General features: G+C 63.6%; 26 protein-coding genes. 10 read left to right on the forward strand and 16 right to left on the reverse strand.

The genetic code is table 11. From position 1 onward, the window contains the following. The first annotated feature begins 80 nt into the window (after window positions 1–80). The 4 genes from BLT16_RS16405 to BLT16_RS16420 all read left to right on the forward strand — a co-directional run bounded on the left by BLT16_RS16405 (window position 81) and on the right by BLT16_RS16420 (window position 4,514). On the forward strand, window positions 81–1,028 hold the full coding sequence (locus BLT16_RS16405) for a LysR family transcriptional regulator (RefSeq protein ID WP_089659585.1): 948 nt from the start codon (window positions 81–83) through the stop codon (window positions 1,026–1,028). Window positions 1,029–1,299: 271 nt separating this feature from the next. Next, on the forward strand, window positions 1,300–2,601 hold the full coding sequence (locus tag BLT16_RS16410; protein WP_089659586.1) for a 3-keto-5-aminohexanoate cleavage protein: 1,302 nt from the start codon (window positions 1,300–1,302) through the stop codon (window positions 2,599–2,601). 1 nt (window position 2,602) lies between these two features. Continuing rightward, window positions 2,603–3,802, forward strand: coding sequence for an MFS transporter (locus BLT16_RS16415; RefSeq protein ID WP_089659587.1), 1,200 nt, complete (start codon window positions 2,603–2,605; stop codon window positions 3,800–3,802). Window positions 3,803–3,812: 10 nt separating this feature from the next. Then, the gene (locus tag BLT16_RS16420) at window positions 3,813–4,514 is read left to right on the forward strand and encodes a haloacid dehalogenase type II (RefSeq protein WP_089659588.1); all 702 of its coding nucleotides are present in this window, start codon (window positions 3,813–3,815) and stop codon (window positions 4,512–4,514) included. Between the two features lie 66 nt (window positions 4,515–4,580). Here the strand turns inward: BLT16_RS16420 and BLT16_RS16425 are convergent, their stop codons facing one another. The 3 genes from BLT16_RS16425 to panB form a co-directional block, all read right to left on the reverse strand. Next, the gene (locus BLT16_RS16425; protein ID WP_089659589.1) at window positions 4,581–5,759 is read right to left on the reverse strand and encodes an acetyl-CoA C-acetyltransferase; all 1,179 of its coding nucleotides are present in this window, start codon (window positions 5,757–5,759) and stop codon (window positions 4,581–4,583) included. A gap of 142 nt (window positions 5,760–5,901) precedes the next feature. After that, entirely contained in the window at window positions 5,902–6,750 is an 849-nt protein-coding gene (gene panC / locus BLT16_RS16430; RefSeq protein WP_089659590.1) for a pantoate--beta-alanine ligase, read from the reverse strand. Then, entirely contained in the window at window positions 6,750–7,541 is a 792-nt protein-coding gene (panB, locus tag BLT16_RS16435) for a 3-methyl-2-oxobutanoate hydroxymethyltransferase (protein WP_089659591.1), read from the reverse strand. The genes panC and panB overlap by 1 nt, the downstream gene beginning before the upstream one ends. On the opposite strand from panB, the gene BLT16_RS21140 reads away from it, so the two are divergent. Then, window positions 7,540–7,671, forward strand: a complete 132-nt coding sequence (locus BLT16_RS21140; RefSeq protein WP_281243317.1) for a hypothetical protein — start codon at window positions 7,540–7,542, stop codon at window positions 7,669–7,671. The genes panB and BLT16_RS21140 overlap by 2 nt on opposite strands. Before the next feature lie 16 nt (window positions 7,672–7,687). Here BLT16_RS21140 and folK read toward each other — a convergent pair whose 3' ends face one another. The 7 genes from folK to dksA form a co-directional block, all read right to left on the reverse strand. Next, window positions 7,688–8,185: a 2-amino-4-hydroxy-6-hydroxymethyldihydropteridine diphosphokinase gene (folK, locus tag BLT16_RS16440; protein WP_089659617.1), complete on the reverse strand. Its 498-nt coding sequence runs from the start codon at window positions 8,183–8,185 to the stop codon at window positions 7,688–7,690. Continuing rightward, entirely contained in the window at window positions 8,178–9,584 is a 1,407-nt protein-coding gene (gene pcnB, locus BLT16_RS16445; protein WP_089659592.1) for a polynucleotide adenylyltransferase PcnB, read from the reverse strand. The genes folK and pcnB overlap by 8 nt, the downstream gene beginning before the upstream one ends. Before the next feature lie 870 nt (window positions 9,585–10,454). Next, the gene (locus tag BLT16_RS16450) at window positions 10,455–11,843 is read right to left on the reverse strand and encodes a sigma-54-dependent transcriptional regulator (protein WP_089659593.1); all 1,389 of its coding nucleotides are present in this window, start codon (window positions 11,841–11,843) and stop codon (window positions 10,455–10,457) included. Further along, on the reverse strand, window positions 11,821–14,787 hold the full coding sequence (locus BLT16_RS16455) for an ATP-binding protein (RefSeq protein WP_089659594.1): 2,967 nt from the start codon (window positions 14,785–14,787) through the stop codon (window positions 11,821–11,823). Before BLT16_RS16455 ends, BLT16_RS16450 begins: the two co-directional genes overlap by 23 nt. Next, window positions 14,777–14,953 (reverse strand): hypothetical protein, encoded by a 177-nt coding sequence (locus tag BLT16_RS20860; protein WP_176817260.1) that lies wholly within the window; start codon window positions 14,951–14,953, stop codon window positions 14,777–14,779. The genes BLT16_RS16455 and BLT16_RS20860 overlap by 11 nt, the downstream gene beginning before the upstream one ends. 35 nt (window positions 14,954–14,988) lie before the next feature. Then, on the reverse strand, window positions 14,989–15,876 hold the full coding sequence (gene gluQRS / locus BLT16_RS16460) for a tRNA glutamyl-Q(34) synthetase GluQRS (protein ID WP_089659595.1): 888 nt from the start codon (window positions 15,874–15,876) through the stop codon (window positions 14,989–14,991). 81 nt (window positions 15,877–15,957) lie between these two features. After that, window positions 15,958–16,395 (reverse strand): RNA polymerase-binding protein DksA, encoded by a 438-nt coding sequence (gene dksA, locus BLT16_RS16465; protein WP_076746118.1) that lies wholly within the window; start codon window positions 16,393–16,395, stop codon window positions 15,958–15,960. 245 nt (window positions 16,396–16,640) lie between these two features. Here dksA and BLT16_RS16470 point away from each other — a divergent pair, with 245 nt between their 5' ends. Together BLT16_RS16470 and sfsA are read left to right on the forward strand one after the other, a co-directional pair. Continuing rightward, window positions 16,641–17,810: an aminotransferase class I/II-fold pyridoxal phosphate-dependent enzyme gene (locus BLT16_RS16470; RefSeq protein WP_089659596.1), complete on the forward strand. Its 1,170-nt coding sequence runs from the start codon at window positions 16,641–16,643 to the stop codon at window positions 17,808–17,810. Then, window positions 17,810–18,562, forward strand: a complete 753-nt coding sequence (sfsA, locus tag BLT16_RS16475) for a DNA/RNA nuclease SfsA (RefSeq protein ID WP_089659597.1) — start codon at window positions 17,810–17,812, stop codon at window positions 18,560–18,562. The genes BLT16_RS16470 and sfsA overlap by 1 nt, the downstream gene beginning before the upstream one ends. Here sfsA and BLT16_RS16480 read toward each other — a convergent pair. Genes BLT16_RS16480 through BLT16_RS16500 form a run of 5 tightly spaced genes read right to left on the reverse strand, consistent with a single transcriptional unit; the run spans window position 18,559 to window position 22,149 of the window. Beyond that, window positions 18,559–19,008, reverse strand: coding sequence for a DUF4426 domain-containing protein (locus BLT16_RS16480; protein WP_089659598.1), 450 nt, complete (start codon window positions 19,006–19,008; stop codon window positions 18,559–18,561). The two genes, sfsA and BLT16_RS16480, sit on opposite strands and share 4 nt — an antisense overlap. 16 nt (window positions 19,009–19,024) lie before the next feature. Continuing rightward, the gene (gene metW, locus BLT16_RS16485) at window positions 19,025–19,624 is read right to left on the reverse strand and encodes a methionine biosynthesis protein MetW (protein WP_089659599.1); all 600 of its coding nucleotides are present in this window, start codon (window positions 19,622–19,624) and stop codon (window positions 19,025–19,027) included. Then, window positions 19,624–20,778: a homoserine O-succinyltransferase MetX gene (gene metX, locus BLT16_RS16490; RefSeq protein ID WP_089659600.1), complete on the reverse strand. Its 1,155-nt coding sequence runs from the start codon at window positions 20,776–20,778 to the stop codon at window positions 19,624–19,626. The genes metW and metX overlap by 1 nt, the downstream gene beginning before the upstream one ends. Before the next feature lie 23 nt (window positions 20,779–20,801). Beyond that, window positions 20,802–21,392, reverse strand: coding sequence for a YggT family protein (locus BLT16_RS16495; protein ID WP_089659601.1), 591 nt, complete (start codon window positions 21,390–21,392; stop codon window positions 20,802–20,804). A 49-nt stretch (window positions 21,393–21,441) separates the two neighbouring features. Next, entirely contained in the window at window positions 21,442–22,149 is a 708-nt protein-coding gene (locus BLT16_RS16500) for a YggS family pyridoxal phosphate-dependent enzyme (protein WP_089659602.1), read from the reverse strand. A 35-nt stretch (window positions 22,150–22,184) separates the two neighbouring features. Here BLT16_RS16500 and BLT16_RS16505 point away from each other — a divergent pair, with 35 nt between their 5' ends. After that, window positions 22,185–23,222, forward strand: a complete 1,038-nt coding sequence (locus BLT16_RS16505; RefSeq protein WP_089659603.1) for a type IV pilus twitching motility protein PilT — start codon at window positions 22,185–22,187, stop codon at window positions 23,220–23,222. A gap of 34 nt (window positions 23,223–23,256) precedes the next feature. After that, on the forward strand, window positions 23,257–24,393 hold the full coding sequence (locus BLT16_RS16510; protein WP_089659604.1) for a PilT/PilU family type 4a pilus ATPase: 1,137 nt from the start codon (window positions 23,257–23,259) through the stop codon (window positions 24,391–24,393). On the opposite strand, the gene BLT16_RS16515 is transcribed toward BLT16_RS16510, so the two are convergent. Next, entirely contained in the window at window positions 24,390–25,520 is a 1,131-nt protein-coding gene (locus tag BLT16_RS16515) for an anhydro-N-acetylmuramic acid kinase (RefSeq protein ID WP_089659605.1), read from the reverse strand. The genes BLT16_RS16510 and BLT16_RS16515 overlap by 4 nt on opposite strands. Before the next feature lie 118 nt (window positions 25,521–25,638). Between BLT16_RS16515 and tyrS the strand changes: the two genes are divergently transcribed. Then, on the forward strand, window positions 25,639–26,835 hold the full coding sequence (gene tyrS, locus BLT16_RS16520; RefSeq protein ID WP_089659606.1) for a tyrosine--tRNA ligase: 1,197 nt from the start codon (window positions 25,639–25,641) through the stop codon (window positions 26,833–26,835). Window positions 26,836–26,955 lie beyond the last annotated feature (120 nt).

Consider the following 26,955-nt stretch of genomic DNA (forward strand, 5'->3'; position numbering starts at 1 on the left):
AACATTCTCCATGACAACATTACCTTTGAGCGGGAGTTCGGATAAAGTAAGAGTGATGCTTGGCTTCTAGGTGACATAAGATGACTGACTTAACTGTTTTCAGAGATTTCCTAGTCCTATGCCAAACTAAGAGCTTTAGTCGTGCTGCTGAGCGCCGCCATGTGTCCGTATCTGGGTTGAGCCGCCGTATCCAAGGGCTGGAAGAGTGGGTAGGCACTCCACTGTTTGAGCGAGGCAAGGGAGGACTGACGTTGACTGAGGCAGGACGTGACCTGCATGAGGTGGTACTGGACATTCTCCATAGGCTCGATGGCCTCAGGGAATCGATTGCAGAGAGTGTCCATGACCGGCAGCAACGGATACGTTTTTGTTCGCCACACATTCTGTCTAGGATTTTTTTTCCTCGCTGGATCCCGCGGTTGCAGGACCAACTCTCGGAGGTGCGGCTGAGTATTTTCTCTAACACACTGCCTGAGTGTTTAACTGCACTTGATGAGCGGGAGGCCGATTATGCAGTTGCACTATTGGATGAAAAGAATGTGGTTGCTGAGCGCCTGTCGTTAGTGGGCGAGGGCAATAAGTATTCTCTAATGGATCTGGATACTGAATGTCTTATTCCTGTCAGCGCACCGAATGCTGCTGGGCAGCCTATCTACAATTTACATGTCGCTAGTGATTCACCTACCTCATTTTTAGAGTACCAGGAGGAGTGTCATCTTGGCTGGGGATTAAGAACTGCGTTGGAGAACCGAGGGCTGAATTTACAGCGCCATCACGATGCTAGCTTAGCGGAAAGTCTTCATCTTATGGCATTATCAGGGCTAGGTGTTACATGGTTACCCCAATCGCTAGTACGGGAAGACCTTGAGGCGAAGAGGTTAGTAAGGGCTGGAGATTCTAGCTTTGATATATTTCTTAAGGTAAGTTTGATACGGCAGTTCACGCCATTGACATTCGAAGCTCAGTGTTTGTGGGAATACTTATCTACACTTGCGCCGGGAAGTGTCGGGGCGAGTAGCAAGCTATAGAAGCGCGTTTACTACACTTTGCGAGATATGCAATAAGAGGGTGGCTTTTTTGCTGTTAATTAAAAAGAGTGAAAAAGGGTGAGGGCCTTTCCTTACGCGCAACAGTTGTTGCTATATTAGATTTGTGCGCTTAAGTGATGTGTACGATGCTGTCTGCTCATGGAACACCAAGCGCGAATGGCAGCGTGAGCGATGATTGGTGTTGTGGTGCGATCTCTTATAGCTGATTGATATAAGCCAGGGGCGGAATCATGAGGCAGGGGGTATCTCTATGACAGGGCACGTAGGGCTGAAGAAGTCTTTGATTCTAGGGTGTGCAGTGACAGGCGCAAAGTTTACCCCGCGGAATCACTATGATACTGGAGATGACATAACCGATAGAATATGTTCCGGGGAGTCTATCCTTGTCACTGATAAGGATCTGGGGGAAGAGGCGATTCTGCTATATGAGCTTGGATGTAGGTACTATCATTATCATGCTAGAAATCCTGTCACGAGAGAGCAAACAACAAATAATGAGATATACCAAAAAGTGAGTTATGAAGTTCAAAGGAACTGCAGAGATATGATCATAAGTTTCGGTGCTAGCCGAAATGGTTGTGAAGTGCAAGATGCCATTCGAACTTACGGTGAGTGGGAAAGAGTGAGTCAGTGTGCTATTCCTCTTCACTTGGGAGGGGCACACTATGTTACGATACAGGCGGCTATTGAACTACAAATAGTTTGTGACTTAGAAAGAAAGATCAATGGCATGAGTCTAGAGTTTAGCTGTGGCGAAAGCTTCCTAGCAGCGGTTTATGACTATACTCCCTCGTCTACGAGAAGAACGGTGCCTCTACAGATAAACTCAACGGATAAAGGCGGGGATTATGGGGAAACCTCCCCTCTCGTTCAATTCTTGATTTATAGGAATGCTCTCAAAGCACGTCGTCAGCTAGGGCTCCTCCATGAGGTTGAGTGGGTGCAGCTGGTTCGCAGCTATGCTATGACTAGATTGGCCGTAGAACATCCGCTAATGCGCCTTGGCGACTCTGGACAGATCAATATTATACTACTGTTTGGTTTTTCTCCCCGGCTGCCTTTTCCCGATAGCTATGATGAATTTCTTCGTATAGTAAAAGTTGCTAAGAGTTTAGAGTGCGACATTTCAGGGGGACGTATACGCAGGAGAAAGATTACTATTACTGTAGGGGCTGCTGTGATGCCGCAGGATGCAGAGAAAAATTATAAGCCAGTGGATGTTGGTCCCAAAAAAGGAGCCCCTATGTGTGCCTTGAGGCGGTTGGCGACTTATGCCGCTCAGCCGGGAAGCGAGGTGGATGTAGTGAGGGCAGGCATGGAAGATACTCCCTATGTGGTTAATGAACATGGATGTGTAACAATTGCTGATAACTATCAGCTAATGCAGATGGTAATCGAAGAGTTAAGAGCTAATGGGGTTGCAATAGAAACAGATCATGAAAGTATTTCGCAGCGGATGGGGATAGCTAAAATAAGGGACGCATTGCTGGGCGAGCAGCGTCAGCGGCCTCTTGGAGAGTTTGGCTTTCCCTTGACAGAAGTGGCGCTATAGAATGCATGCCTTCGAGTCGTTTACTCACTCTGCCAGATACCGCTGGATCATTCTGCTAATTGCGACCCTGGCGCAGACGGCGGCCTGTTTCTTCGTCCAGGGAATCGGGGCGATTGCCGTCTATATCCAGGCGGATATGGGCCTTTCCGCACTGCAGATCGGGGCACTGGTCTCGGCGGCGCAGCTGGTGCCCTTGGTGGGGCTGCTGATTGCGGGAGAACTGCTGGACCGCTTCAGTGAGCGCCTGGTGGTGGGGTTTGGCACCCTGGTGGTGGGCATTGCGCTGAGTGTCGCCATGCTGGCCGAGAGCTACTGGGCGATGCTATCGATCTTGATTGTCGTCGGGGCGGGCTACAGTACCGCTCAACCTGGTGGAAGCAAATCCGTCGCTGCGTGGTTCGACAGGTCCCAACGCGGGTTTGCCATGGGGATCCGCCAGGCGGGTTTGCCGCTGGGTGGAGCCTTGGCGGCGGTGACGTTGCCGCTGGTGGCGGTCACCTGGGGGTGGCGTGCCTCCTTTCTGGTCGGTGGCATGGTGGCGATCTTCGGCGCACTGGTATTCATGCTCCTCTATCGTGCCCCTGCCGGGCCGGTAACCAGGCCATCCGCTGGGCGCCTGGGAGGCGTGCTGTCGTCACGACTGGCGATGATACGCGAGCCTGCCATGAAGCAGATCATGGCCTCGGGGATCAGCTTGATTTCGGTCCAGTACGGCATCCTGGTCTTTACCGTGCTCTATCTGCACAGCCGTTTGCAAATGGACGTACTGCAGGCGGCGACGCTGCTGTTCGTGGCGCAGGCCGCAGGCGTGACTGGGCGTATCGCGTTGGCTGCCTGGAGCGATCGTTGCCGCTCGCGCTATTTTCCGGTGATGGTGTGCATGCTGGCCGCGAGTGTCGGGTTGATGGTGCTGATCTGGTTGCCGTTTGGCTCACCCTTCATGTTGGGCTGCTTGATGGCCTGGTTGGGATTCTTCGGCTTTGGCTGGTATGGCCCTTGGGTGGCCTATGTGGCGGAGTCGGCACCGCCGGATAAGACCGGCTTTGCGCTGGGGCTGGCGATGGCCATCAACCAGGTCGCCATCGTCAGCGTGCCGCCCCTGCTGGGCTGGATGCTGGATCTCAGTGGAAGCTTTCTGCCTGGCTGGAGCCTGCTAATTGGCTTGACGCTACTGGGGTTGGTTTTGACTAGGCAGTCATGAGGAGGGAGTGATGAAGGCGATCGTGTTTGATGTGTTCGGCACCATTGTCGACTGGCGTTCCAGCCTGATCGAGCAGTTTCGTCAGCTAGCCATGGAACTGGGTATCGACATTCCCGGGGAGACATTGGCGGATCAATGGCGTGGGCACTATGGGCCCTCGATGGATCGGGTGCGCAAGGGAGAGTTGCCCTGGACGGGGCTGGATGATCTCCATCGCGAGAGCCTGGTCGAGTTGCTCGGCCAGCACGGACTGACGTTCGACGCCGCCACCATCGAGCGCATCAATCTATTCTGGCATCGCCTGACGCCTTGGCCGGATGCAGTGCCGGGCCTACAGTGGCTCAAGCAGCAGTACATCATCGCTACGCTTACCAATGGCAACTTGTCACTGATGGTGGATGTCGCTCGCCATGCCCAGCTGCCATGGGACATGGTGTTTTGCGCCGAGCTGTTTCAGCACTACAAGCCCGATCCGGAGGTCTACCTAGGCGCCTGCCGCTTGCTGCGACTGCCGCCAGAAGAGGTGATGCTGTGCGCAGCGCACAACTATGATCTGCACGCTGCGCGAGCGCTGGGCATGAAAACTGCGTTCATCCCACGTCCGACCGAGTATGGTCCCCGGCAGGACAAGGACCTGCAGGCGGAAGGAGACTGGGATCTGGTGGCCGAAGATCTCGTGGCATTGAGCGGTCGGCTGGTGAGCGATCAATAAACCAAGTGCCCACCTGACGCGGCAGGTGGGCACTTGGTGTTCATCCTTATCACCCGAGCTCGCGCCTTACCGCTCGATGGCCAGCGCCACGCCCTGGCCACCACCGATACACAGCGTGGCCAGCCCCTTCTTGGCGTCGCGGGCAATCATCTCATGCACCAGCGTCACCAGGATGCGGCAGCCGGAGGCGCCGATGGGGTGGCCGATGGCGATGGCGCCACCGTTGACGTTGACCTTGGCGGCATCCCAGCCGAGCTCCTTGTTGACCGACAGCGCCTGGGCGGCGAAGGCCTCGTTGGCTTCGACCAGGTCCAGATCATCCAGTGACCAGCCGGCCTTCTCCAGGCAGCGGCGGGTGGCCGGTGCCGGGCCGATGCCCATGATGCTGGGGTCGACGCCGGCATTGCTGTAGGCCTTGATGCGCGCCAGCGGTTCGAGGCCGAGCTGCTTGGCTTTTTCGGCAGAGCACAGCATGACCACGGCGGCGCCGTCGTTGATCGACGAGGCGTTGCCGGCGGTGATGGTGCCGTCCTTCTTGAACGCGGGGCGCATGGCGCCGAGTTTCTCGGCGGTGGTGCCGCCGCGTGGCCCTTCGTCGGTGTCGAAGACGATCGGGTCGCCCTTGCGCTGGGGAATCTCCACCGGCACGATCTGGCCCTTGAACTTGCCGGCATCGATGGCGGCGGCAGCCTTCTGCTGGGAAGCCGCGGCGAACTCGTCCATCTGCTCGCGGGTAATGCCGTACTTCTCGGCCAGGTTCTCGGCGGTGATCCCCATGTGATAGTCGTTGAAGGCGTCCCACAGGCCGTCGTGGACCATCGAGTCGATGGCCTTCCAGTCACCCATGCGCTGGCCGTTGCGCGAGTTGGGCAACAGGTGCGGTGAGGCCGACATGTTCTCCTGGCCGCCGGCGATGATCAGCTCGGCGTCGCCGCAGCGGATCGCCTGGGTGGCGAGATGCAGGGTCTTGAGGCCGGAACCGCACACCTTGTTGATGGTCATGGCGGGGACCGCGTCGGGTAGGCCAGCCTTGATGGCGGCCTGGCGGGCCGGGTTCTGGCCGGTGCCGGCGGTCAATACCTGGCCCAACAGGACTTCATCGACCTGGTCGCCGGCGACACCGGTCTGGGCGAGGATGTCCTTGATTACCAGGGCACCGAGGTCGCTGGCAGAAATGCCGGCCAGCGCACCACCAAAGGTGCCGACGGCGGTGCGGCGTGCTGCGACGATCACCACATCTTGCATGTGAAACTCCTTGGACTTGTGAGGGCTACACTCTCAGCATAGGGGAGGCTTGTGCGCTGCGGCAATCACCAAAAAGGGCATACCGATAATTCGGCATGCCCTGATTCAGTGCAAGGTGGCTGGGACGCCGCAGGATGGGCGACTACTGTGGCAGCGTCAGGGTCAGGTTGTCGATCAGGCGGGCCGGGCCGAGCTGGGCAGCGGCGAGGATCACCGCTTGGCGGCTATCGGATCTCAGCGGGCTGAGGTCAGGGGCGCGTACTTCGAGATAGTCGGGACTGAAGCCGCGCTCAGCGAGGCGCAGCAGGGCGGCGTCGATGGCGGCGGCGCGTGGCTCGCCGGCCAGCAGTGCATCGCGCAGTTCGCACAGGGTACGGTAGAGGCCCGGCGCCTGGGCGCGCTGCGCGGCGCTAAGGTAGCCGTTGCGCGAGGAGAGTGCCAGACCGTCGTCGGCGCGCACGATGGGCACCCCGACGATCTCGATCGGCAGGTGCAGGTCATTGACCAACCGGCGAATCACCGCCAGCTGCTGATAGTCCTTTTCGCCGAAGCAGGCCACATCGGGCTGTACCAGATGGAACAGGATACTGACCACGGTGGCCACGCCATCGAAGTGGCCCGGGCGCGAACCGCCGCACAGCCCTTCGCTGACTTCCGGCACGCGGATCCGGGTGTGGGTTTCGAGGCCACGGGGGTAGAGGCTGGCGGTATCCGGCGTGAACAGCAGGTCGCAGCCAGCACGCGCCAGCCCGGCCTGGTCATCGGCCAGGGTACGCGGATAAGCGTCGAGATCCTCGCCGGGGCCGAACTGCATGGGATTGACGAAGATCGTCGCCACCACCAGGTCGGCGCGCTGACGCGCTGCCTCGACCAGTGCCAAGTGGCCAGCGTGGAGATTGCCCATGGTGGGCACCAGAGCGATACGCTGGCCCTGGCGACGCGGTGCATCCAGGGCTGCGCGCAGGGCGTCGATGTCTGACAGAGTGTTCATCAGAAGCTGTGCTCGTCGGCCGGAAAGCGGCGCGCCTTGACGTCCTCGTGATAGCGGCGAAAGGCGCCTTGGATGTCGTCGGCCTCGGTCATGAAGTTCTTGACGAAGCGCGGCGTGCGGCCGTGGGTGACGCCGAGGACGTCATGCATCACCAGAATCTGGCCGTCAACGTCGACACCGGCGCCGATGCCGATGACCGGCACCTCTACTGCCTCGCGCACCGCGCGTCCCAGACTTGCTGGTACGCACTCGAGCAAGATCACCGAGGCCCCGGCATCGACCAGCACACGTGCGTCGTCGACGATCTGTTCGGCCCGCTGGCTGTCGCGGCCCTGCACCTTGTAACCGCCCAGTTGATAGACGGTCTGCGGTGTCAGGCCCAGGTGGGCGCAGACTGGCACGCCGCGGCGGGTCAGCTCGCGTATGCCGTCGGCCATCCAGGCCTCGCCCTCGAGCTTGACCAGCTCGGCGCCGGCACGCATCAAGGCGCCAGCGTCCTGCAGCAGCCGCTCGAGGCTGGTGTTGCTCATGAACGGCAGGTCGACCATCAGCAGGCTGGCGCCTTTGCCACGGGCCGCACAGCGGGTGTGGTAGCAGATATCGTCGAGGGTTACCGGCAGGGTACTGGCATGCCCCTGTAGCACCATGCCCAGCGAGTCGCCGACCAGCAGTACTTCGATGCCCGCCTCGGAGGCGGCACGGGCGAAGGAGGCATCATAGGCGGTCAGGCAGCTGAACGTTTCGCCGGCACGCTTGTAGGCTTGCAGCGTGCTCAAGGTGATCGTTTTCATGGCATCCGATCTCATCATTATCGTACCGACGGCGCTGACACCGACCGTCGTGCTGGCGTGGTTCGGCTCGGGTGTTACCCACCTGTTACCGCCGAGCCGGGCGTGCGTTCAAACAGGGGTGAAACAGTAACGTTCGTGCGGCAACTCTACCTTTGGGGTAACAGTACGCGCAAGCCATCGCCAGCGTGCTCTGCGGCCAGTTCGGCAACCCGGCGGCCGTCTGGCAGGCACTGTGCAGGGGCGATATCGGCCAAGGGTAGCAGTACGAAGCCTCGGCTGGCCATGTGCGGATGCGGCAGTGTGAGCCGCGGCGTGGCCAGGCAGATATCGTCGTAGAGCAGTAGATCGAGATCGAGGGTGCGCGGCCCCCAGTGGCGCAGGCGGCGGCGGCGCTGGCGCTGTTCCAGTGCCTGCAGCAGGTCGAGCAGCGCCAACGGTGAGAGGCGGGTGTCGAGGGCGGCCACGGCGTTGACGAAGTCAGGTTGATCCTGAGGCCCTACTGGGCGACTGGTGTAGCAGGGCGAGGCTGCCACGCGCTGGGTCAGCGGCAGGCGATCAAGGGCGGCGAGGGCGCGCTGCACCTGGGCCAGCGGATCATCGAGATTGCTGCCCAGGCCGATATAGGCGCGGTGTGTGTCAGCCATCTTGCCCTGAGGGCGACGAGGCGCGCCGCCGACGCTTGCGCGGCCGGCGCTTGCGTGGCCCAGGCGTGCCAGCGGGGTCGGCATCTACCTTGCCCAGCAGGCGCCGTTGCTCGTGTTCGTCGGCTTCCTGGAAGGCGGTCCACCAGGCGCCGAGGCCGGGATCGAGCTCGCCAGCTTCCTCGCGCAGCAGCAGGAAGTCATAGGCTGCGCGAAAGCGCGGATGCTCACGGGTCTGGAAGGCGCGCTTGCCACGGCGCTTGGGCAGTCGCTGCTGCAGGTCCCAGATGTCGCGCATCGGCAGACTAAAGCGCTTGGGGATCGAGATATGCTGCAGCTGGCGCGATACTGCCTGCTGCGATGCGGCCTGCAGCGCGGGAATCGGCGGCATGCCGTCGTCGGCGAGGCGCGCCATGCGCTGGGTGACGCCGGGCCATAGCAGTGCCGCAAACAGGAATGCCGGCGTGACGGGGCGGCCCTCCTGAATACGCGCGTCGGTGTTGGCCAGGGCGCGCTCGATCAGCGGCTCGGCCCAGGGTAGTTCGGCGATGCTCTCGTCGGCCTCGGGGAACAGCATGGCAAACAGGCCGTACTCGCGCAGCAGGCGGAAGGTGGCCAGCGCCTGCCCGGCCAGCATCAGCTTGAGTACCTCGTCGAACAGCCGCGCCGGCGGAATCTGCAGCAGTAGCGGGGCCAGTTCGCGGATCGGTGCCTCAGTGGCCTCGGCGATGGCGAAGTCGAGTTTGGCAGCGAAGCGGATGGCGCGCAGCATGCGCACCGGGTCTTCGCGATAGCGGGTTTCGGGGTCGCCGATCAAGCGCAGCGTGCGCGACTCGATATCGCGGATCCCGTCGGCCCAGTCGTGGATCGAGAAGTCGGCGATATTGTAGTAGAGGGCGTTGACCGTGAAGTCACGACGCAGGGCGTCCTCTTCGACGTTGCCCCAGACGTTATCGCGCAGCAGAAGACCGTCCTCGGACTGCTGCGACTGCTGGGTGCCGTGATCGTCGCCGGGGCGACCGCGGAAGGTGGTGACCTCGATTACCTCGCGGCCGAAGCGCACATGCACGATGCGAAAGCGCCGCCCGATGATGCGCGAATTACGAAACAGGTCGCGCAGCTGCTCGGGGGTGGCGTCGGTGGCGACGTCGAAGTCCTTGGGCGTCTGGCCGAGCAGTGAATCGCGGATGCAGCCGCCCACCAAGTAGGCCTCGAAGCCGGCATTATGCAGGCGATACAACACCTTGAGCGCCGGTTCGCTGAACTGGCGGCGGGAGACCGGGTGTTGGTCGCGCGGAATGATCTGGAGCCCATGGCTGACAGCGGGGCCGTCCTGGCTTCCGAAAAGACTCTTCAAACGTTCACCGGGGCGTTGGAGAAAGCGGGTAAATCCTTTGAACATGCAGCGATATCGACTCGCTATGGGCGAAAACTCCAGTGTAGCCGACCGCCGACACCTTGGAAACCATCGTGTGTGGTCACGCAAGGCGAAGCGCATGCGCTGACCCGGCGACAAACGCAGAAGGGGGAGACCCTAAGGTCTCCCCCGAAGCATGCGTTCAGCGGTCCGTGCTGATAATTTTTCTTCGTGATGGCGCATCGCCTTGAATACGCACCACAGTCACCCAAGGGATCATCAGGCAAGCAACGCTTCTTATTGTTGTTGACCTCTTCCTGGTGGCGACCGTCTCGTATTCAAAACAATAATCCAACCACGACGGTAGCAAGCTACCTTCCTTCGGCCTGTTGTTATTGTTGCCGAAGGTGCACCTCTGAGCCGCTTGTTCTTTTTGTTGCGGCTGCGCGATGCGTCGCGTCCTGGTTCATTTTCCGGACTCTCGACCCTATTGTGCTTGTTATGGTCGAGTCGCGGCAGCGGTGTGTTGTTGTTGTTGGGCTCGTGGAGCCTACCGATTGCTCGCGTGTCATAGCCCGACGCAGGATTGTTGTTGTTGAGCGTCGGGTCGCGCTGTCGCCACCTTGTTGTTGTTACGTGGCAGGGAACAGCGTCCGGATGTTGTTTTTCTTGCCCTAAGGTATAGCAGTGACCGTGCCACGATCTATAAAGTTCTTTTATTTCATGGTTTTACTATCTGTTGCATAAGTTCCCGCTGATGCCGGCGGCGGCTGTGTTACCTCCAGGGGACCATGCTGGGGCAATTCCTGTGTGGGATGGTAACAACTGGTGCATGCGAGGCCGGGTCGTCCACAAAAACGCCCTCGCTCACGGAGGGCGAAGGCGCTTAGACCATGGTCGGATTGTGCTGGGCGGCTAGCCGGTGGCGCGGCTCCGGGTGCTCTTCTTGCGCGGGATGCCGAGTCGCTGGCGGCGCTCCCACAGGCATTTGCGGCTGATGCCGAGCTTCTGGGCGAGCTCGGTCTCGCTCATCTGGTCCTGATGCTCGAGCACGAAGTGCTGGAAGTAGTCCTCCAGCGACAGATCTTCCTCGCTGATGCTGTCGGTTTCCACGGGGCCGCTCAGTGGCGGCTGGCTGGCGGGCTGGGTAGGGCGAGACGCGGGGGCCGGGTGGAGGCCCAGGTCGTCTGGGTGGATCAAATGGCCCTCGGCGAGAATCACGCCTCGCTCGAGGGCATTCTCCAGCTCGCGCACGTTGCCGGGCCAGGGGTAGTCGCGGATCTCACGGCGTGCTGCCCGCGACAGCTTGAGGCCGCGGCGCTCGTGGCGCTGGCAGGCGCCGTCGAGCAGGGTGTCGGCGAGGGCCAGTATGTCCTCCTCGCGATCACGCAGCGGCGGCAGATCGATCTGCATCACGTTAAGGCGGTAGTAGAGGTCGAGGCGGAACTCGCCGGTCTTCGACAGGCTGCGCAGATCGCGGTGGGTGGCGGCGATCAGGCGCACGTTGACGTGGCGCGTCTCCACCGAGCCGATCTTGCGAATCTCGCCCTCCTGCAGCACTCGCAGCAGGCGCGCCTGGGCGTCCAGCGGCAGCTCGCCGATCTCGTCGAGAAACAGGGTGCCGCCGTCGGCGGCCTCGACCAGGCCGGTACGTGCCGCACTGGCGCCGGTGAAGGCGCCCTTTTCATGGCCGAATAGCTCTGATTCGATCAGGGTCTCAGGAATCGCCGCGCAGTTGACGCAGATTAGCGGTGCCCGGGCGCGCCGGCTCTGCTGGTGAATGTCGCGGGCCACCAGCTCCTTTCCGGTGCCCGACTCGCCCTGAATCAGCACCGTGACGTCGGCGGGAGCGGTCTTGCGGATACGCGTATACACCGCCTGCATGGCGGCACAGCTGCCGATCATGGTCTGCGCGGAGGCCTGGCTAGAGGTGGCCGCCGGCGGGGCCGCATGGTTGGCGCTGGTCTCGAGGGCCTTGGCCACGGTCTCGAGCAGTTCCTCGTGGTCGAAGGGCTTGGCGATATAGTCCAGGGCGCCCTGCTTGAGGGCGTCGACGGCCGAGCGCATGCTGGCGTAACTGGTCATGATCAGCACCGGTACTGGCGCTGCCGCGTCGATCAGCGCGGTGCCCGGCTCGCCGGGCAGACGCAGGTCGCTGATCACCAGGTCGAAGCGCTGTGGGTCGAGGGCCAGGGCATCGTCCACTGAGCCGGCCTCGCTGACCTGGTAGTCGTGACGTTCGAGCAGGCGCTTCAGGGCGCTGCGGATGATGCTCTCGTCTTCAACAATCAGAATCCGGCTCATGGCGGTCGTTGCCGTCCTCTCTGGTGATGGGCAGCCACAGGCGAATGCGGGTGCCGGCGTCGCGCCCGGGGGGCGGTGAGTCGATGTGAATCTGGCCGTGATGCTCGGCGATGATGCTGTAGACCAGCGGCAGGCCGAGACCGGTCCCTTCGCCGGGCGCCTTGGTGGTGGTGAAGGGCTCGAACAAGTGGTCGCGAATCTCGGGGTCGATGCCAGGCCCCTGATCGGTGACCGTCAAGCTGACGCCGTCGCCGTCGCGGTAGGCGTCGATCACCACCTCGCCCCCCGCGGGGCTGGCGTCGCGCGCATTGCTGAGCAGATTGACCAGCACCTGTACCAGCCGCTGGGCATCGCCGTCGATCACTAGCGCGGGCGGGCACAGGTTACGATACCCCACATCCTCGCCTGAGCGTGCCAGGTGGATCAAGTGGAGCGCTTCCTCGCCGACCTCGGCGACGACCACCGGTTGGAACACGGTGCCTTGGACGTGACGCCCGCCATGGGCGAAGCCAACCAGCGATGAGACGATGCGCGAGACCCGGTCGGTGAGCTGCTGGATCTGCTCGGCGGTTTCCAGCACCTCGGGGTCGTCGGTGTCGTAGCGCAGGTTCTGGGCCAGCGACGAGATACCAGTGATGGGGTTGCCGATTTCGTGGGCAACACCGGCAGAGAGCTGGCCGATCGAGGCCAGCCGCGCGGCGTGGACCAGCTCGTCCTCCAGCCACTTCATTTCGCTGTGATCTTCAACCAGGATCACGCTGCCGCCGCGTTCGGCGTCGCCGGGCTGCAGTATCGCCTTGTGCAGGGTCAGGTAGCGGGTGCCGGCGGCCAGGCTCACCTGCTGCTTGTAGAGGTGGCTGTGCTGCTGCTCGAGGATGCGCCCCAGCAGTTCACCCCAGGGTGCCGGCAGGCTGTCGCGGCGGGCGCCAATCACGCTGGCACCGCTGATGCCGGAGAGCTCGGCCAGGGCGTCGTTCCACATTAGTAGCTCGCCGTCATCGCCGAAGGCGCACAGGCCAATCGGCAGCTGGGTCAGGGTGCGGCGGTGGTAGCGGCGCAGGCCGTCGAGCTCGCGTGCCAGGCCGGTGAGGCGTGAGCGGTAGGCCTCCAGGCGGCTTTCGACGAAGTGAATGTCGTCGGTCTCGGCCTGGCCGTTGCGCTGGTAGGGCAGGAAGCGGTCGACGATATCCTGGGCCACCGAGGGCCCCATCAGTCCCGAGAGGTTGGCCTGGATACGGTCGCGCAGGCGCCGTAGGGCATAGGGGCGGCTGTCATCTGCGCTCATGTGCAGGGCGCTCAAGGCCCGGGTGACTTCGCGCTCGGCGACATCCTCGCCCAACGCCTGGGCCAGCTGACGCTGGAACTCGGCGCCATTGGCGGCACTCAATGGCAGGCGCTTGGGGCGGATCACCGCATCCACCGAGCAGGCTTCGGCGGCGGCGCGCTCGCCCTCGGAGGTGCGGGTGAGCAGCGACACCAGAATAAAGGTGATGATATTGGCGGCCAGCGCCACCAGTGTCACCACATACCAGGTCGGCTCGCCCTGCAGCGCCTCGAGCCCCGGGGGAATGATCACCAGTCCCGGCTGGGCGGTGAGCAGTGGCAGCCATAGCCCGGCTAGCCAGATCGACACGCCCACCATGAGCCCGGAGACCATGCCCTTGCGGTTGGCCCCTGGCCAGTAGAGCACCGCCAGCATGCCGGGCAGGCACTGCGCCATGCCGACGAAGGCGGTGATGCCCAGGGCGGTGAGGTCGTGGTGTACGCCGACGGTGCGATACAGCAGCCAGCCGCCGAAGATCACCGCGGCGATCAGCGCCCGGCGCAGCCAGCGCAACCAGCGGTAGAGGTCGGGCTGATAGGCCGGCGGATGCGCCACCAGGACGATATGGTTGAGGATCATCCCCGACAGCGCCAGCGCAATGATGATCATGGTGCCGCTGGCCGCGGCCAGGCCGGCAATGAAGGCCAGCGCGTCGACCCACCAGGCGTCGGACAGGCCGAAGGCCAGGTAGGCGGTGCCGAGCAGTTCGGCATTGACGCCGACGCGCTGGGCGCCCCACAGGATCAGCGGTATTGGCAGCGCCATCAGCAGTAGGTAGAGCGGCAGGCTCCAGCCGGCCTGGAGCAGCGCGCGCCGCGACAGCGTCTCGGCGAAGGTCATGTGGAACATGTGCGGCATCAGAAAGGCAGCGGCGAAGAACAGCAGCAGCAGGGTGCGCCAGTGTGCCGGGTCGAGAGGCGGGATGGCGGCCTGCTCTGCCAGGCCGGGGCCGTCGAGCCAGGCCTGCAGGTCGGCCGGGCCGTCGAAGATGCCGAATAGTGCCACGCCGCCCAGCGCCAGCATGGCCGCGAGTTTGACCAGCGACTCCACGGCGATGGTCGCCAGCAGGGTATCGTGGCGGGCATGAAGTCGCGTGTGGCGGGCGCCGAACAGGATCGCGAATAGCGCAATCAGCGCGCAGAAACCCAGCGCCAGCAGTCCCGGCGTGGCGCTGCCGGTCATCAGGTGAATGGCGCTGCCAAGAGTCTGCACCTGCAGGGCCAGCAGCGGCAATACGGCCAGCAGGCTGACCAGGGTGATCAGGCTGCCGACCCAGCGCGAGCGAAAGCGGAAAGCGAACAGGTCGGCCAGCGATGACAGCTGGTGAGTGCGGGTCATGCGCTGGATCGGCAGCAGCAGTACCGGGGCGAGCAGAAAGGCGCCGGCCACGCCGAGATAGTAGGCCAGGTAGCCGTAGCCCGCCGCACTGGCCAGCTCTAGGCTGCCGTAGACCGCCCAGGCGCTGGCGTAGACCCCCAGTGCCAGCGTATAGACCGCCGGGTGACGGGCGATCCGCGAGGGGATCCAGCCGCGCTCCACTGCCAGGGCGCACAGGAACAGTAGCCCCAGATAGCCACTGCCGAGCAGCAGCACGGCTGTCACGCTGAGACTAGCGTTCATCGAGTTTTCTCTTCTGCTCCAGCCATATGGTCAGGGCGATCAGCCCGGCCCAGATCAAGAAGGGGCGATACCAGGCGGTGCCGGGGCTGGCCCAGCCACTCATCAGCAACGGCGATAGCAGATAGCCACCGAACACCAGGAACAGCATGATGCGATAGACGTACATGAGCGTCCTCGAAAGGTACCGATCCGCCGATGGTATCAGCTCGTGTCGCGGCGGTGGCGTTCGGCCCTGACGCGTCGTGGATCCCAACGCTGCACGGCGCTGGACAGTTGCTCGGCCACCGGTGCCTCGGCGGCGATCGGGTCCGGTGCCTGATCGAGGGCCAGCAGGGCCCGGTGAAGCAGGCGGCGCAGGGCGGCGCCATCGTCATCGGGCAGCGGTGCGGCAAGGTTCTGCTTGGAGAGCTTCTGGCCGTTGGCGGCGACAATAAGCGGCAGGTGGAGGTAGCGTGGCTCGGGGTAGTCCAGCGCGACCTGCAGCTGCCGCTGCCAGGGGGTGTTGTCGAGCAGGTCGAGGCCGCGCACTACATCGCTGATGCTCTGGGCGGCGTCATCGACCACCACCGCCAGTTGGTAGGCCCAGAGTCCATCCTTGCGCTTGAGTACCACGTCGCCGAGGTCGGCGGGGTCGAAGCGCTGCGCGCCGAACAGCCGGTCCTGCCACGCCACCGGGCGCAGCCCCAGATCGCTGCGTAGCCGCCAGGCCAATGGCTTGTGCGGTTCGCGCACGCCATGGCGGCACCAGCCGGGGTAGATGGGGTAGTCGCGCCACTGCTTGCGTGAGCAGCTGCACGGGTAGGCGATGCCTTGCTCGATCAGCCGCTCGAGGGCGGCCTGATAGGCGACATCGCGCTGGCGTTGGTAGAACACGGGACCATCCCAGTGCAGGCCGAAGGCCTCCAGCTGGCGCAGGATGGTGTCGGTGGCGCCCGGTGGGCAGCGCGGCGGGTCGATGTCCTCGATGCGCAGCAGCCACTCGCCGCCAGCGTGCCGGGCATCCAGGTAGCTACCCAGCGCTGCTACCAGCGAGCCGAAATGCAGTGGGCCCGAGGGTGTCGGCGCGAAGCGGCCACGATAGACGCTCATGGCCGCGCTGGCGCGCTGACAGCTGAACGGGCACCCCTGGGGTGCCCGCCGGTGTGATACCTTCGCGCCAGGCGCATGGCGTTAGCCGCCCAGCTGCTTTTCCTTGAGCTCGGCCAGCGTCTTGCAGTCGACGCATAGCGTGGCGGTGGGACGTGCCTCGAGGCGGCGGATGCCGATCTCGACGCCGCAGGCTTCGCAGAAGCCATAATCGTCCTCATCGATCTTGTCGATGGTCTCATTGATCTTCTTGAGCAGCTTGCGCTCGCGATCGCGAGTGCGCAGTTCGAGACTGAAGCCCTCTTCCTGAGTGGCGCGATCCGCTGGATCGGCGTAGTTGTTGGCTTCTTCCTGCAGGTGCCGCACGGTGCGGTCGACCTCTTCCATGAGCTCCTGTTTCCAGCCCAGCAGGATCTGTCGGAAGTGCTCGAGCTGCTTCTCGTTCATGTACTCTTCACCCGCCGCCGGCTCGTACGGGGTGAATTTCTTGGGCGCTTCCGTTTTCTTGGCTGCTACTGGCATGGGGCTGCCTCGTTACTTGTGTGACTGCTGAACAATACCCTGACCCAAGCTGAGAGACACTTGTGCCAAAGGTTTGCTTGTTTAGCGAAAAAACGCCGCCTTTGCAACCACTGCCTGTATTGTCATGGTGCTTATCGATGCTGCTCTTGACGCTGCGCAAGGCGGGAGAGTCCGCTTACACTAGGCGTTTGACCACACAAGTGGCCTCAAGGTGCCGAGACAAGGTGTGATACAGGAGGAGAGCAATGCGGTGGAGTAGTCGGCTGGCGAGCGTTCAGCCCTTCCGCGTAATGGGCCTGCTCGAAGAGGCCCAGGCCCTGGAGGCGGCAGGGGCCGACGTGATTCATCTGGAGGTCGGCGAGCCCGACTTTGCCACGCCGGCGCCGGTGGTGGCCGCCGGTCAGCAAGCGCTGGCGGAAGGGCGGACACGCTATACGCCAGCGGCGGGGCTGCCAGCGCTGCGTGAGGCGATCAGCGGCCATTACCACGAGCACTTCGGTGCGCGGGTGGATCCGGCGCGGATCATCGTGACCCCCGGCGCCTCCGGGGCGTTGCTGCTGGCCAGCCAGCTGCTGGTAGAGCACGGCGACCGGGTGCTGATGGCCGATCCCAACTATCCCTGCAATCGCCACTTCATGAGCATGGCCGGCGCCGAGCTCGACTGCGTGACGGTCGGCGATGACAGCGGCTGGCAGCTCGATGCGACGTTGATCGAGCGCCACTGGCGCGACGATACGCGGCTGGCGATGCTCGCCTCGCCCTCCAACCCTACCGGGCATATGCTCGATGCCGCACAGCTGACGGCGGTCGCCGAGGCGGTCACTGCGCGTGGCGGCGAGCTGCTGGTCGATGAGATTTACCAAGGCCTGAGCTACGACCTCGAGCCGCTCTCGGCCACCGCCTTGGCCCCCGAGGCGTTCGTGGTCAACAGCTTCTCCAAGTACTTCGGCATGACCGGCTGGCGTCTGGGCTGGCTGGTGGCGCCTGAGGCGGCGGTAGAGCCGCTCACCCGTCTGGCGCAGAACGTCTTCCTGGCCGCGGCGACGCCGTCCCAGTATGCCGCGCTGGCGGCTTTCACTCCCGAATGCCGGGAGATCCTTGAGGCGCAGCGGCGCGAACTCGGGCGGCGACGCGACGCCCTGCTGGCTGGCCTGGCGCGGTTGGGACTGGCACCCTCGCTAACGCCCCAGGGCGCCTTCTACGTGTGGCTGGATATCAGCCGCTACAGCCGCGACAGCCAGGCCTTCTGCCGGCGCCTGCTGGCCGAGGAGGGGGTGGCGATCACCCCGGGTATCGACTTCGCCGTGCGCGGCGGCGAGCACCATGTGCGCATCGCCTTTACCAACGACGTGGCCAGGCTCGAGGAGGCGCTGATGCGCCTCGAACGCTTTCTGACCCGCCTGCAGGAGGCCTGATGGAGTATCCGCCGCTGGTGCCCGGCATCCTGCTGCAACGCTACAAACGCTTTCTCGCTGATGTCGAGCTCGATGATGGTCGGGTGGTGGTCGCCCATTGTCCTAATACCGGCTCGATGCGCGCGGTCAATGTGCCCGGCAGCCGGGTGTGGCTATCGCCCAGTGACAACCCCAAACGCAAGCTCGCCTGGACCTGGGAGCTGATCGAGCTGCCTCAGACGGATGGTTCCCTGGCCATTGCCTCGGTGCAGACCGGCCGCGCCAATGCGATCGTCGAAGAGGCGCTGTGCGAGGGTGTGATTGCGCCGCTGGCCGGCTTCGAGACCCTCAAGCGCGAAGCGTCGGTAACCGACGCGCGCCTCGATTTTCGACTCACCGCCGCCGACGGCGCCGCCACCTACGTCGAGGTCAAGCAGGTCACCCTCAAGGAGACCGATGGCCACGGCTACTTTCCCGATGCGGTGAGCGCGCGCGGCCGCAAGCACTTGGAGGCGCTGGCGCGGCTCGCCGCCGAGGGGCAGCGGGCAGTGTTGCTGTTCTGCGTGGCCCATGAGGGCATCGACAGCGTGGCGCCGGCCACACACCTCGACCCGGCCTATGCCGCGACCCTGCGGGAGGTCGCCGCGTGCGGCGTTGAGGTGCTGGCCTATCGCTGTGCACTCGAGCGCAAAGCCGGCGTGCCGCGGGCGATTCGCCTGGCCCAGCGGCTGCCGGTGACGCTTACGCGTACATTGGAGACAGCGGGCGGCTAGCGTTCGATATAGAAGCGTTGGATGAAGCTAACCCGCTCCGGCTCGCGATTGCGGTCGTAGGTGACGTCGAGGTCGAAGCGCATCGGTTCGTCGTCGTGGATGCGGAAGGTGGCGATCTGAGCGCGGGTGTCGTCGGCACCGCGCACGTTGCGAAACGCCAGTGCCGACTGGCTGCCCGAGAGTGGCCCGACGCTGCCGCTGACCGCGACATTGACCGGGTGGGTGCTGCCGTCGTCCTGCTCCTCGACCACGCTGACGTTGAGCAGCGCATGAGCGGGACTGCGCTGGATACCGTAGGTCTCCGCCACCTCGTCGCTGAGGAAGCTGGTATTCACGGCGCTGTAATGGACCTGATAGTCACCGACTTGCTCGAACTGCTGGGCGCCGGCCAGCGGGCTCAATAGCCACAGGGCGAGGCCGAGCCCGGCCAGGGTCGCGGTACGCATGGTTCTCCTCCTTGCATCACTGGGCGCGGCGACTGACGCGGAAGATCGCCGTTTCGCCAAACAGGTTGGGCCACAGGCGGGTGGTCCAGTTGCCCTCGCCGCCACCGTTGCCCACGGCGCGGTCGGTGATGATCAGACCTTTGTCGCGGCACAGGCGTTCAAAGTCGTTGAAGGTCGACAGGTGGATGTTGGGCGTGTCGTACCAGGCATGCGGCAGCGTCTTGGAGACCGGCATGTAGCCCTTGAAGCCGAGGTAGGCGCGATGGCGCCAGAAGGCGAAGTTGGGGAAGGTGATGATGCACTCCCCGGCGACCCGCAGCATCTCGTCGAGCATCAGGTCGGGACGGCGCAGCGCCTGCAGCGCCTGGGTCATGATCACCAGGTCGCAGGCGTCGTCGTCGAAGTTGGCCAGGCCGTCGTCGAGGTTCTGCTCGATGACGTTGACGCCCTTCTCGACGCAGGCGGTGATGCCTTCCGGGTCGATCTCCAGGCCGTAGCCAGTGACACCCTTGTCGCGGGCCAGGGCGTCGAGCAGCGTGCCATCGCCGCAGGCCAGGTCGAGGATGCGGGCGCCGTCGGGCACCCAATGGTGAATCAGTGCGAGGTCGGCGCGCATCAGTGGCCCTCCAGGTCGAGATCGCGCGCCACGCGATCCATGAAGCCGGCGAACACCGCCCGGTAGCGTGGCTCGGGCAGCAGGAAGGCATCGTGGCCGTGGGGCGAGTCGATGTTGGCGTAGCTGACCCGCTTGCCGGCGCGAATCAGCGCATTGACCAACTCCCGCGAGCGCGACGGCGTGAAACGCCAGTCGGTGGAGAAGCTGACCACCAGGAACGGGCAGCTGGCCGGCGCCAGGGCCCGGGCCAGGTCGCCACCGTGGCTGGCTGCGGGGTCGAAGTAGTCGAGCACCTTGGTCATCAGCAGGTAGGTGTTGGCGTCGAACGAGGTCGAGAAGGTGTCGCCCTGGTAGCGCAGGTAGGACTCGACCTGAAACTCCACGTCGAAGCCGAAGTTGAGGTCGTCGCTGCGCAGGTCGCGGCCGAACTTGCTGCCCATGGCGTCCTCCGACAGGTAGGTGATATGCCCCACCATGCGCGCCAGCTTGAGACCGCGCTTGGGCACGGTGTCATGCTCGGCGTACCAGCCCTCGAAGAACTCGGGGTCGGAGCGGATCGCCTGGCGTGCGACCTCATTGAAGGCGATGTTCTGCGCCGACAGCTTGGGCGTAGCGGCGATCACCACGGCGTTGGCGATGCGCTCGGGGTAGGCCAGCGTCCACTGCAGGACCTGCATGCCGCCAAGGCTGCCGCCGACCACCGCGGCGAAACGCTCGATACCCAACTGGTCGGCCAGCCGTGCCTGGCTGTGCACCCAGTCCTCGACGGTGACCATCGGAAAGTCAGGCCCCCACAGGCGACCGCTCTCGGGGTTGACGCTGGTTGGACCGGTGCTGCCGTGGCAGCCACCGAGATTGTTGAGCGAGACGACGAAGAAGCGATCGGTATCGATCGACTTGCCGGGGCCGATATGGGCGTCCCACCAGCCGGGTTTGCGCTCCTCGGCACTGTGGTAGCCAGCGGCGTGGTGATGGCCAGACAGCGCATGGCAGATCAGCACCGCATTGCTGCGCTCGGCGTTGAGGGTACCGTATGTCTCGTAGACCAGCGCGTAGTTGGACAGGGTTCGGCCACAGGCCAGCGCCAGCGGGGCATCGAAGTGTGCCGTCTGCGGCGTCACCAGGCCGACCGAATCAGAAGCGAACTCGGGCATCGGACGTGTCGACTCCTTGACTGTCACAGGCCGACCAGAGCGCCGGGGATGCCGGCGGCGCGGGTCAGGGCGCCGACCACGATGCTGTCGACCAGGCTGATGCCGATGAATACCACGATCGGCGACAGGTCGATCATGCCCAGCGGCGGAATCACCTTGCGTACCGGTGCCATGATCGGCTCGACCAGCTGCATGATCAGCAGGGCCCCGGGATGGCTGGCGTTGGGGGCCACCCAGCTGAGGATGATCATCGCGATCAGCGCGAAGAAGTAGATCTTGAGAATGGCGTTGGCGAGTGCCGCGACGCTGGCGATGGCGGTGCCGGCGATCGGCGGCATGCCGAATCCGGCAATCTGCAGGATCACCACGATGCTCACCGCCTTGATCAGCAAGGCAGAAGCCAGCGTCGCCAGGTCGAAGGGCCCCATCGGGCTAAGAAACCCCTGGAAGGGGCGCACCGCCGGCTGGGTGATCTTGACCACCGACTGGCTGATGGGGTTGTAGTAGTCGGCGCGGGATGCCTGCAGCAGAAAACGCAGCATCATCAGGAACAGGTAGATGTTGACCAGGGTGTTGACCAGTAGCAGTCCTGCGCTTCCCAGTTGATTGCCCATGCGGGGCTCCTTGCAGTTGGGTGTTAGTTGGTGGCGGCGAGTGGCCGGGTCAGTCTCGTGGCGGCCGTTGGCCGAAAATCGCGGTGCCCAGGCGCACCAGGGTCGCGCCTTCCGCCACGGCCGCTTCCAGGTCATCGCTCATGCCCATCGACAGGGTGTCCAGCGGTGCCTCGGGATGTCGCGCCTGGAGGTCCGCGAGAGCGTCATGCAGGCGTGCGAAGGGCTCGCGCTGGCGCTGTGAATCGTCGCAGGGCGCTGGAATTGCCATCAGGCCGCGCAGCTGCAGGCGCGGCAGCGCCACCACCGCCTCGGCCAGCGCCGGCAGATCGGCGAGGCGAACCCCTGCCTTGCTGGGCTCGTCGCTGATATTGACCTGCAGGCAGACGTTCAATGCGGGTAGCCGCTCAGGGCGCTGCTCGCTCAGTCGACGGGCGATCTTGTCGCGGTCGATGCTATGCACCCAAGCGAAGTGCTCGGCGACCTGACGGGTCTTGTTGGATTGCAGTGGACCGATGAAATGCCACACGATGTCATCGAGGTCGGCCAGCGCCTGCTGCTTGTCCAGCGCCTCCTGCAGGTAGTTCTCGCCGAAGGCGCGCTGACCGCAGGCATGGGCCTTACGGATCTGCGCCGCCGGCTTGGTCTTGCTTACCGCCAGCAGCTCGGCCGCTCGAGGGGGACGCCCCGCTGCGTCCAGGGCGCGCGCCAAGCGTAGGCGTGCAGCCTTGAGTGTCTCGTCAATCGCAACCTCTGTCATACTGATAACGACCTTACTGGGAGCGGGGAAAGTCCATGGATATTACCGAACTGCTGGCGTTTTCGGCAAAGCAGAACGCCTCTGACCTGCATCTCTCGGCGGGTCTGCCGCCGATGATCCGGGTCGATGGCGACATTCGCCGCCTCAACGTGGCAGCCATGGACGACCGTGAGGTGCGCAAGCTGATCTACGACATCATGGGGGATCGCCAGCGCCGCGACTATGAGGAGTTTCTCGAGACAGACTTCTCGTTCGAGGTCCCAGGGGTGGCACGCTTCCGTGTCAACGCCTTCAATCATGGCCGCGGTGCCGGTGCGGTGTTCCGGACCATCCCCTCCGAGGTGCTGACCATGGAAGATCTGGGGCTGGGCGATGTATTCCGCCGCCTGGCCCTGTTACCGCGAGGCCTGGTGCTGGTGACCGGGCCCACCGGTTCGGGCAAGAGTACCACGCTTGCGGCACTCATCGACTTCATCAACGATACCCGCTACGACCATATCCTGACCATCGAAGACCCGGTGGAATTCGTTCACCGCAGCAAGCGCTGCCTGATCAATCAACGCGAAGTGCATCGTGATACCCACGGCTTCGCTCCGGCGCTGCGCAGCGCCCTGCGCGAGGATCCGGACGTGATCCTGGTCGGCGAGATGCGTGACCTGGAAACCATTCGCTTGGCGCTGACCGCCGCCGAAACCGGTCATCTGGTGTTCGGTACCCTGCATACCACCTCGGCAGCCAAGACCATCGACCGTATCATCGATGTCTTCCCCGGCGACGAGAAGGCCATGGTGCGTTCGATGCTCTCCGAGTCGCTGCAAGGGGTCGTGTCGCAAACGCTGCTCAAGCGCCAGGGCGGCGGGCGTATTGCCGCCCACGAGATCCTGGTGGCTACCTCGGCGGTGCGTAATCTGATTCGCGAAGACAAGGTGGCGCAGATCTACTCGGCGATCCAGACCGGCGGTAACCTGGGCATGCAGACCCTCGACGCCTCGCTGGCACGCTTGATCAGCGACGGTTCGGTGACCCGTGAAGAGGCTCAGGCCAAGGCCAAGGGCTCCTTGAACGTCCAATAGATCGACTATTACGCCATATGCGCAAGGGGGCTTCATGACCGCCAATGAATGGTTGCAGCAGCTGCTGCAGATCATCGTCGCCCAGCAGGCGTCCGATCTGCTGATTTCCGTGGGTGCACCGCCGACCTTGAAGGTGGCCGGCAAGCTCACTGCGCTGGGCGATCAGGGCTTGTCCCAGGCGCAGGTCAGCGAGCTGGTCAAGGCGGCGATGCCCGAGAATCAGCGCCAGCGCTTTGCCGCCGAGCAGGAGGCCAATTTCGCCCTCAGCCTGCCGGGGCAGGGGCGCTTTCGTGTGAGCGCGTTCCAGCAGCGCAATCAGCCGGCCATGGTGCTGCGTCGTATTGCCTTCGATATTCCGCATCTCGAGGAGTTGTCGCTTCCCAATACCCTGGGGGAGCTGGCCGGCATCAAGCGAGGGCTGGTGTTCGTGGTGGGGGGGACCGGCACCGGCAAGTCGACGACCCTGGCGTCGATGATTCAGCAGCGCAACGAGAGCCTGGGTGGACACATCATCACTATCGAGGACCCCATCGAGTATATCCACCCGCACAAGAAGGCGATCATCAACCAGCGTGAGGTGGGGATCGATACCGAGTCCTTCGAGGTGGCGCTGAAGAATACCTTGCGCCAGGCGCCGGATGTCATCCTGATTGGCGAGGTGCGGACTCGCGAGACAATGGAGCACGCCCTGACCTTCGCCGAGACCGGTCACCTGTGTCTGGCCACGCTGCATGCCAACAACGCCAACCAGGCGCTGGATCGCATCATCAATTTCTTCCCCGCCGAGCGCCACGACCAGATCTGGCTCGACCTGTCGCTCAACCTCCAGGCCATCGTCGCTCAGCAGCTGCTACCGACGCGCGACGCTGGCCGTCGCGCGGCGATCGAGATCATGCTGCGCTCGCCGCTGATAAGTGACCTGATTCGCAAGGGGGATGTCGGCGAGATCAAGAACATCATGGCACGCTCCCGTGACCTGGGCATGCAGACGTTCGATCAGGCGCTCTACGATCTCTACCGTGAGGGCGTGATCAGTCAGGAGGTGGCTCTGGTGCATGCCGACTCCGCCAACGACCTGCGCCTGATGATCAAATTTGGCGACAGTGGCGGCATCGAGCAGCTCAAGCAGGATGCCGGGCATCTGGAGCTGCGCGATGAGGATGACTTTTAAGCTGAGTAGATGCCGCCCAGCACCCGCGGTCCAGCAGCACCGGTAACCGAAGGCAGGTTGCCGGGGAGCCCCGCGAGCCTTCGCCAGGCCAGCCAGGCGAAGGCCGCGGCTTCCAGCCAGTCGGCCGGCCAGCCAAGCGCATCAGCCTGGGTGACCGAGATGCCCGGCAGGTGTGCCGCCAGGCGTGCCATTAGGTCGGCGTTGTGGGCGCCGCCACCGCAGGGGATCACCCTTGCCGGTAGAGGCGTGGCGTAGGTGGTGCGCACGAGCTCGACGCCGCGTGCAATGCTGACGGCGCTCAGCTCGGCGAGGGTGGCCTGGACGTCGGCGGGCGATTCGCTGCCGCTCAGCCGCGAGTCGAGCCACTCGAGGTGGAATACTTCGCGCCCGGTGCTCTTGGGCGGTGGGCGCTTGAAGTAGGTATCGTCGAGCAGCTTTGCGAGCAGTGTGGGGTCGACCCGACCACTGGCGGCCCAGGCGCCGTCGGCATCGAAGCTGCCACCGCGCTGGCGTTGATGCCAGGCATCCAGCAGCGCATTGGCGGGACCAGTATCGAAGCCGATTACCTTGGCGTCGCTACCCAGTGGCGGAAGCAGGGTCAGGTTGGCGAAGCCGCCCAGATTGAGCACCAGTCGCCACTCATCGGCGTGACGGAACACCGCATCATGAAAGGCCGGCGCCAGGGGGGCCGCCTGACCGCCGGCCGCCAGGTCGCGACGGCGGAAGTCGGCGACGACACGGCAGCCGGTGAGCTCGGCCAGCAGGCTGGGGTTGTCGAGCTGTAGCGTATAGGCCGGGCCGCCGGTGTGGCCGTAGGGGGAATGCTCGATGGTCTGGCCGTGACTGCCAATGGCCTCGACGTCGCTGGGCGTCAGGCCGGCGGCGGCGAGCAGTCGCGTCGCGGCGCTAGCCTGGTGACGGCAGAAGGCATCCTCGAGGTAGGCCAGTTCGGCAAAGCTCACTGACGTGGCCTGACACAGTGTCAGTAACCGCTCGCGAAGCGCTGGTGGCAGTGGTTCGGCGAGGCTCTGCTCGAGGTGTAGATGGCCGGCCTCGTCTATGCGCAGTAGCGCCGCATCGATGGCATCGAGGCTAGTGCCCGACATCAATCCCAGAAAACGTGGCATGCAAGGCTCCCTGCGGGCGGTGAAGGCATCACCGATAGTGGATAAGACATGCTACCATTGCGCATCATTTTGCGAGCCAACTTGGCCTGATTCACCGCCTTGACGGGAGTAGGAGACGATGACCGATGTCGCGAGCGCTCTGGCGCTATTACAACGTGGCACCCATGAGATTCTGCTGGAAGACGAGCTGAAGAAGAAGCTGGCCTCTGGCCGCAAGCTGCGTATCAAGGCGGGCTTCGATCCGACGGCACCGGACCTGCATCTGGGGCACAGCGTGCTGCTGACCAAGATGCGTCAGTTCCAGGATCTGGGGCACGAGGTCATCTTCCTGATTGGTGACTTTACCGGGCGCATTGGCGACCCGACTGGCAAGAACGTCACTCGCAAGCCGCTCACCGAGGAAGAGGTCAAGGCCAACGCCGATACCTACCGTGAGCAGGTATTCAAGATCCTCGACCCGAGCAAGACCGAGGTGCGCTTCAACGCGGAGTGGTTTGGTGAGCTGTCCGCCGCCAAGATGATCGAGCTGGCGGCCCAGAGCACCGTGGCACGCATGCTCGAGCGTGACGACTTCGACAAGCGCTACAAGGCGGGGCAGCCGATTTCGATCCATGAATTTCTCTACCCGCTGGTGCAGGGCTACGACTCGGTAGCGCTGGAGGCCGACATCGAGTTGGGTGGCACCGATCAGAAGTTCAATTTGCTGATGGGGCGTGAAATCCAGAAGCACTTCGACATGGAGCCCCAGGTGGTCATCACCATGCCGCTGCTCGAAGGCCTCGACGGCGTGCAGAAGATGTCCAAGTCACTGGGCAACTACGTCGGCGTCGATGAGGCGCCGGGGACGATGTTCAACAAGCTGGTGTCGCTGCCGGATAGCCTGATGTGGCGCTACTTCGAACTGCTCTCGCTGAAGAGCAACGAGGAGATCGAGTCGCTCAAACGCGATGCCGAACAGGGGGCCAACCCGCGCGACATCAAGATGGTGCTGGCGCGTGAACTGATCGCCCGCTACCACGGCGAAGACGCGGCGGCCAACGCCCACAAGTCGGCGGGAAACCAGCTTGCCGAGGGTGAGCTGCCGGATGATCTGCCCGAGGTCGAGGTCGACTTCGAGGGGCAGCAGGCGCCGATTGCTGCAGTGCTCAACCGCTCCGGGCTCGCCAACAATAGCGCCCAGGCCAAGGACATGCTGGGTAATGGCCGGGTCAAGGTCGACGGCGACGTAGTGGCTAAGGACCATATGCTCGATACTGGCAAAGCTTATGTCATCCAGGCTGGCAAGAAACGCTATGCTCGGGTGATCCTCCGCTAGCCAGAGTTCGTGCTTGCTGCTGTCGTGCCGCCAACGCCCGCCCCGCGCGGGCGTTGGCGTCTGTGGGGCGTGTTGTCATTGGAGGGGCGCTGTCCACAGGCGGTTGCCGCGCACTGGCTG

The sequence above is a fragment of the Franzmannia pantelleriensis genome (assembly GCF_900102875.1).
Lineage (GTDB): Bacteria > Pseudomonadota > Gammaproteobacteria > Pseudomonadales > Halomonadaceae > Franzmannia > Franzmannia pantelleriensis.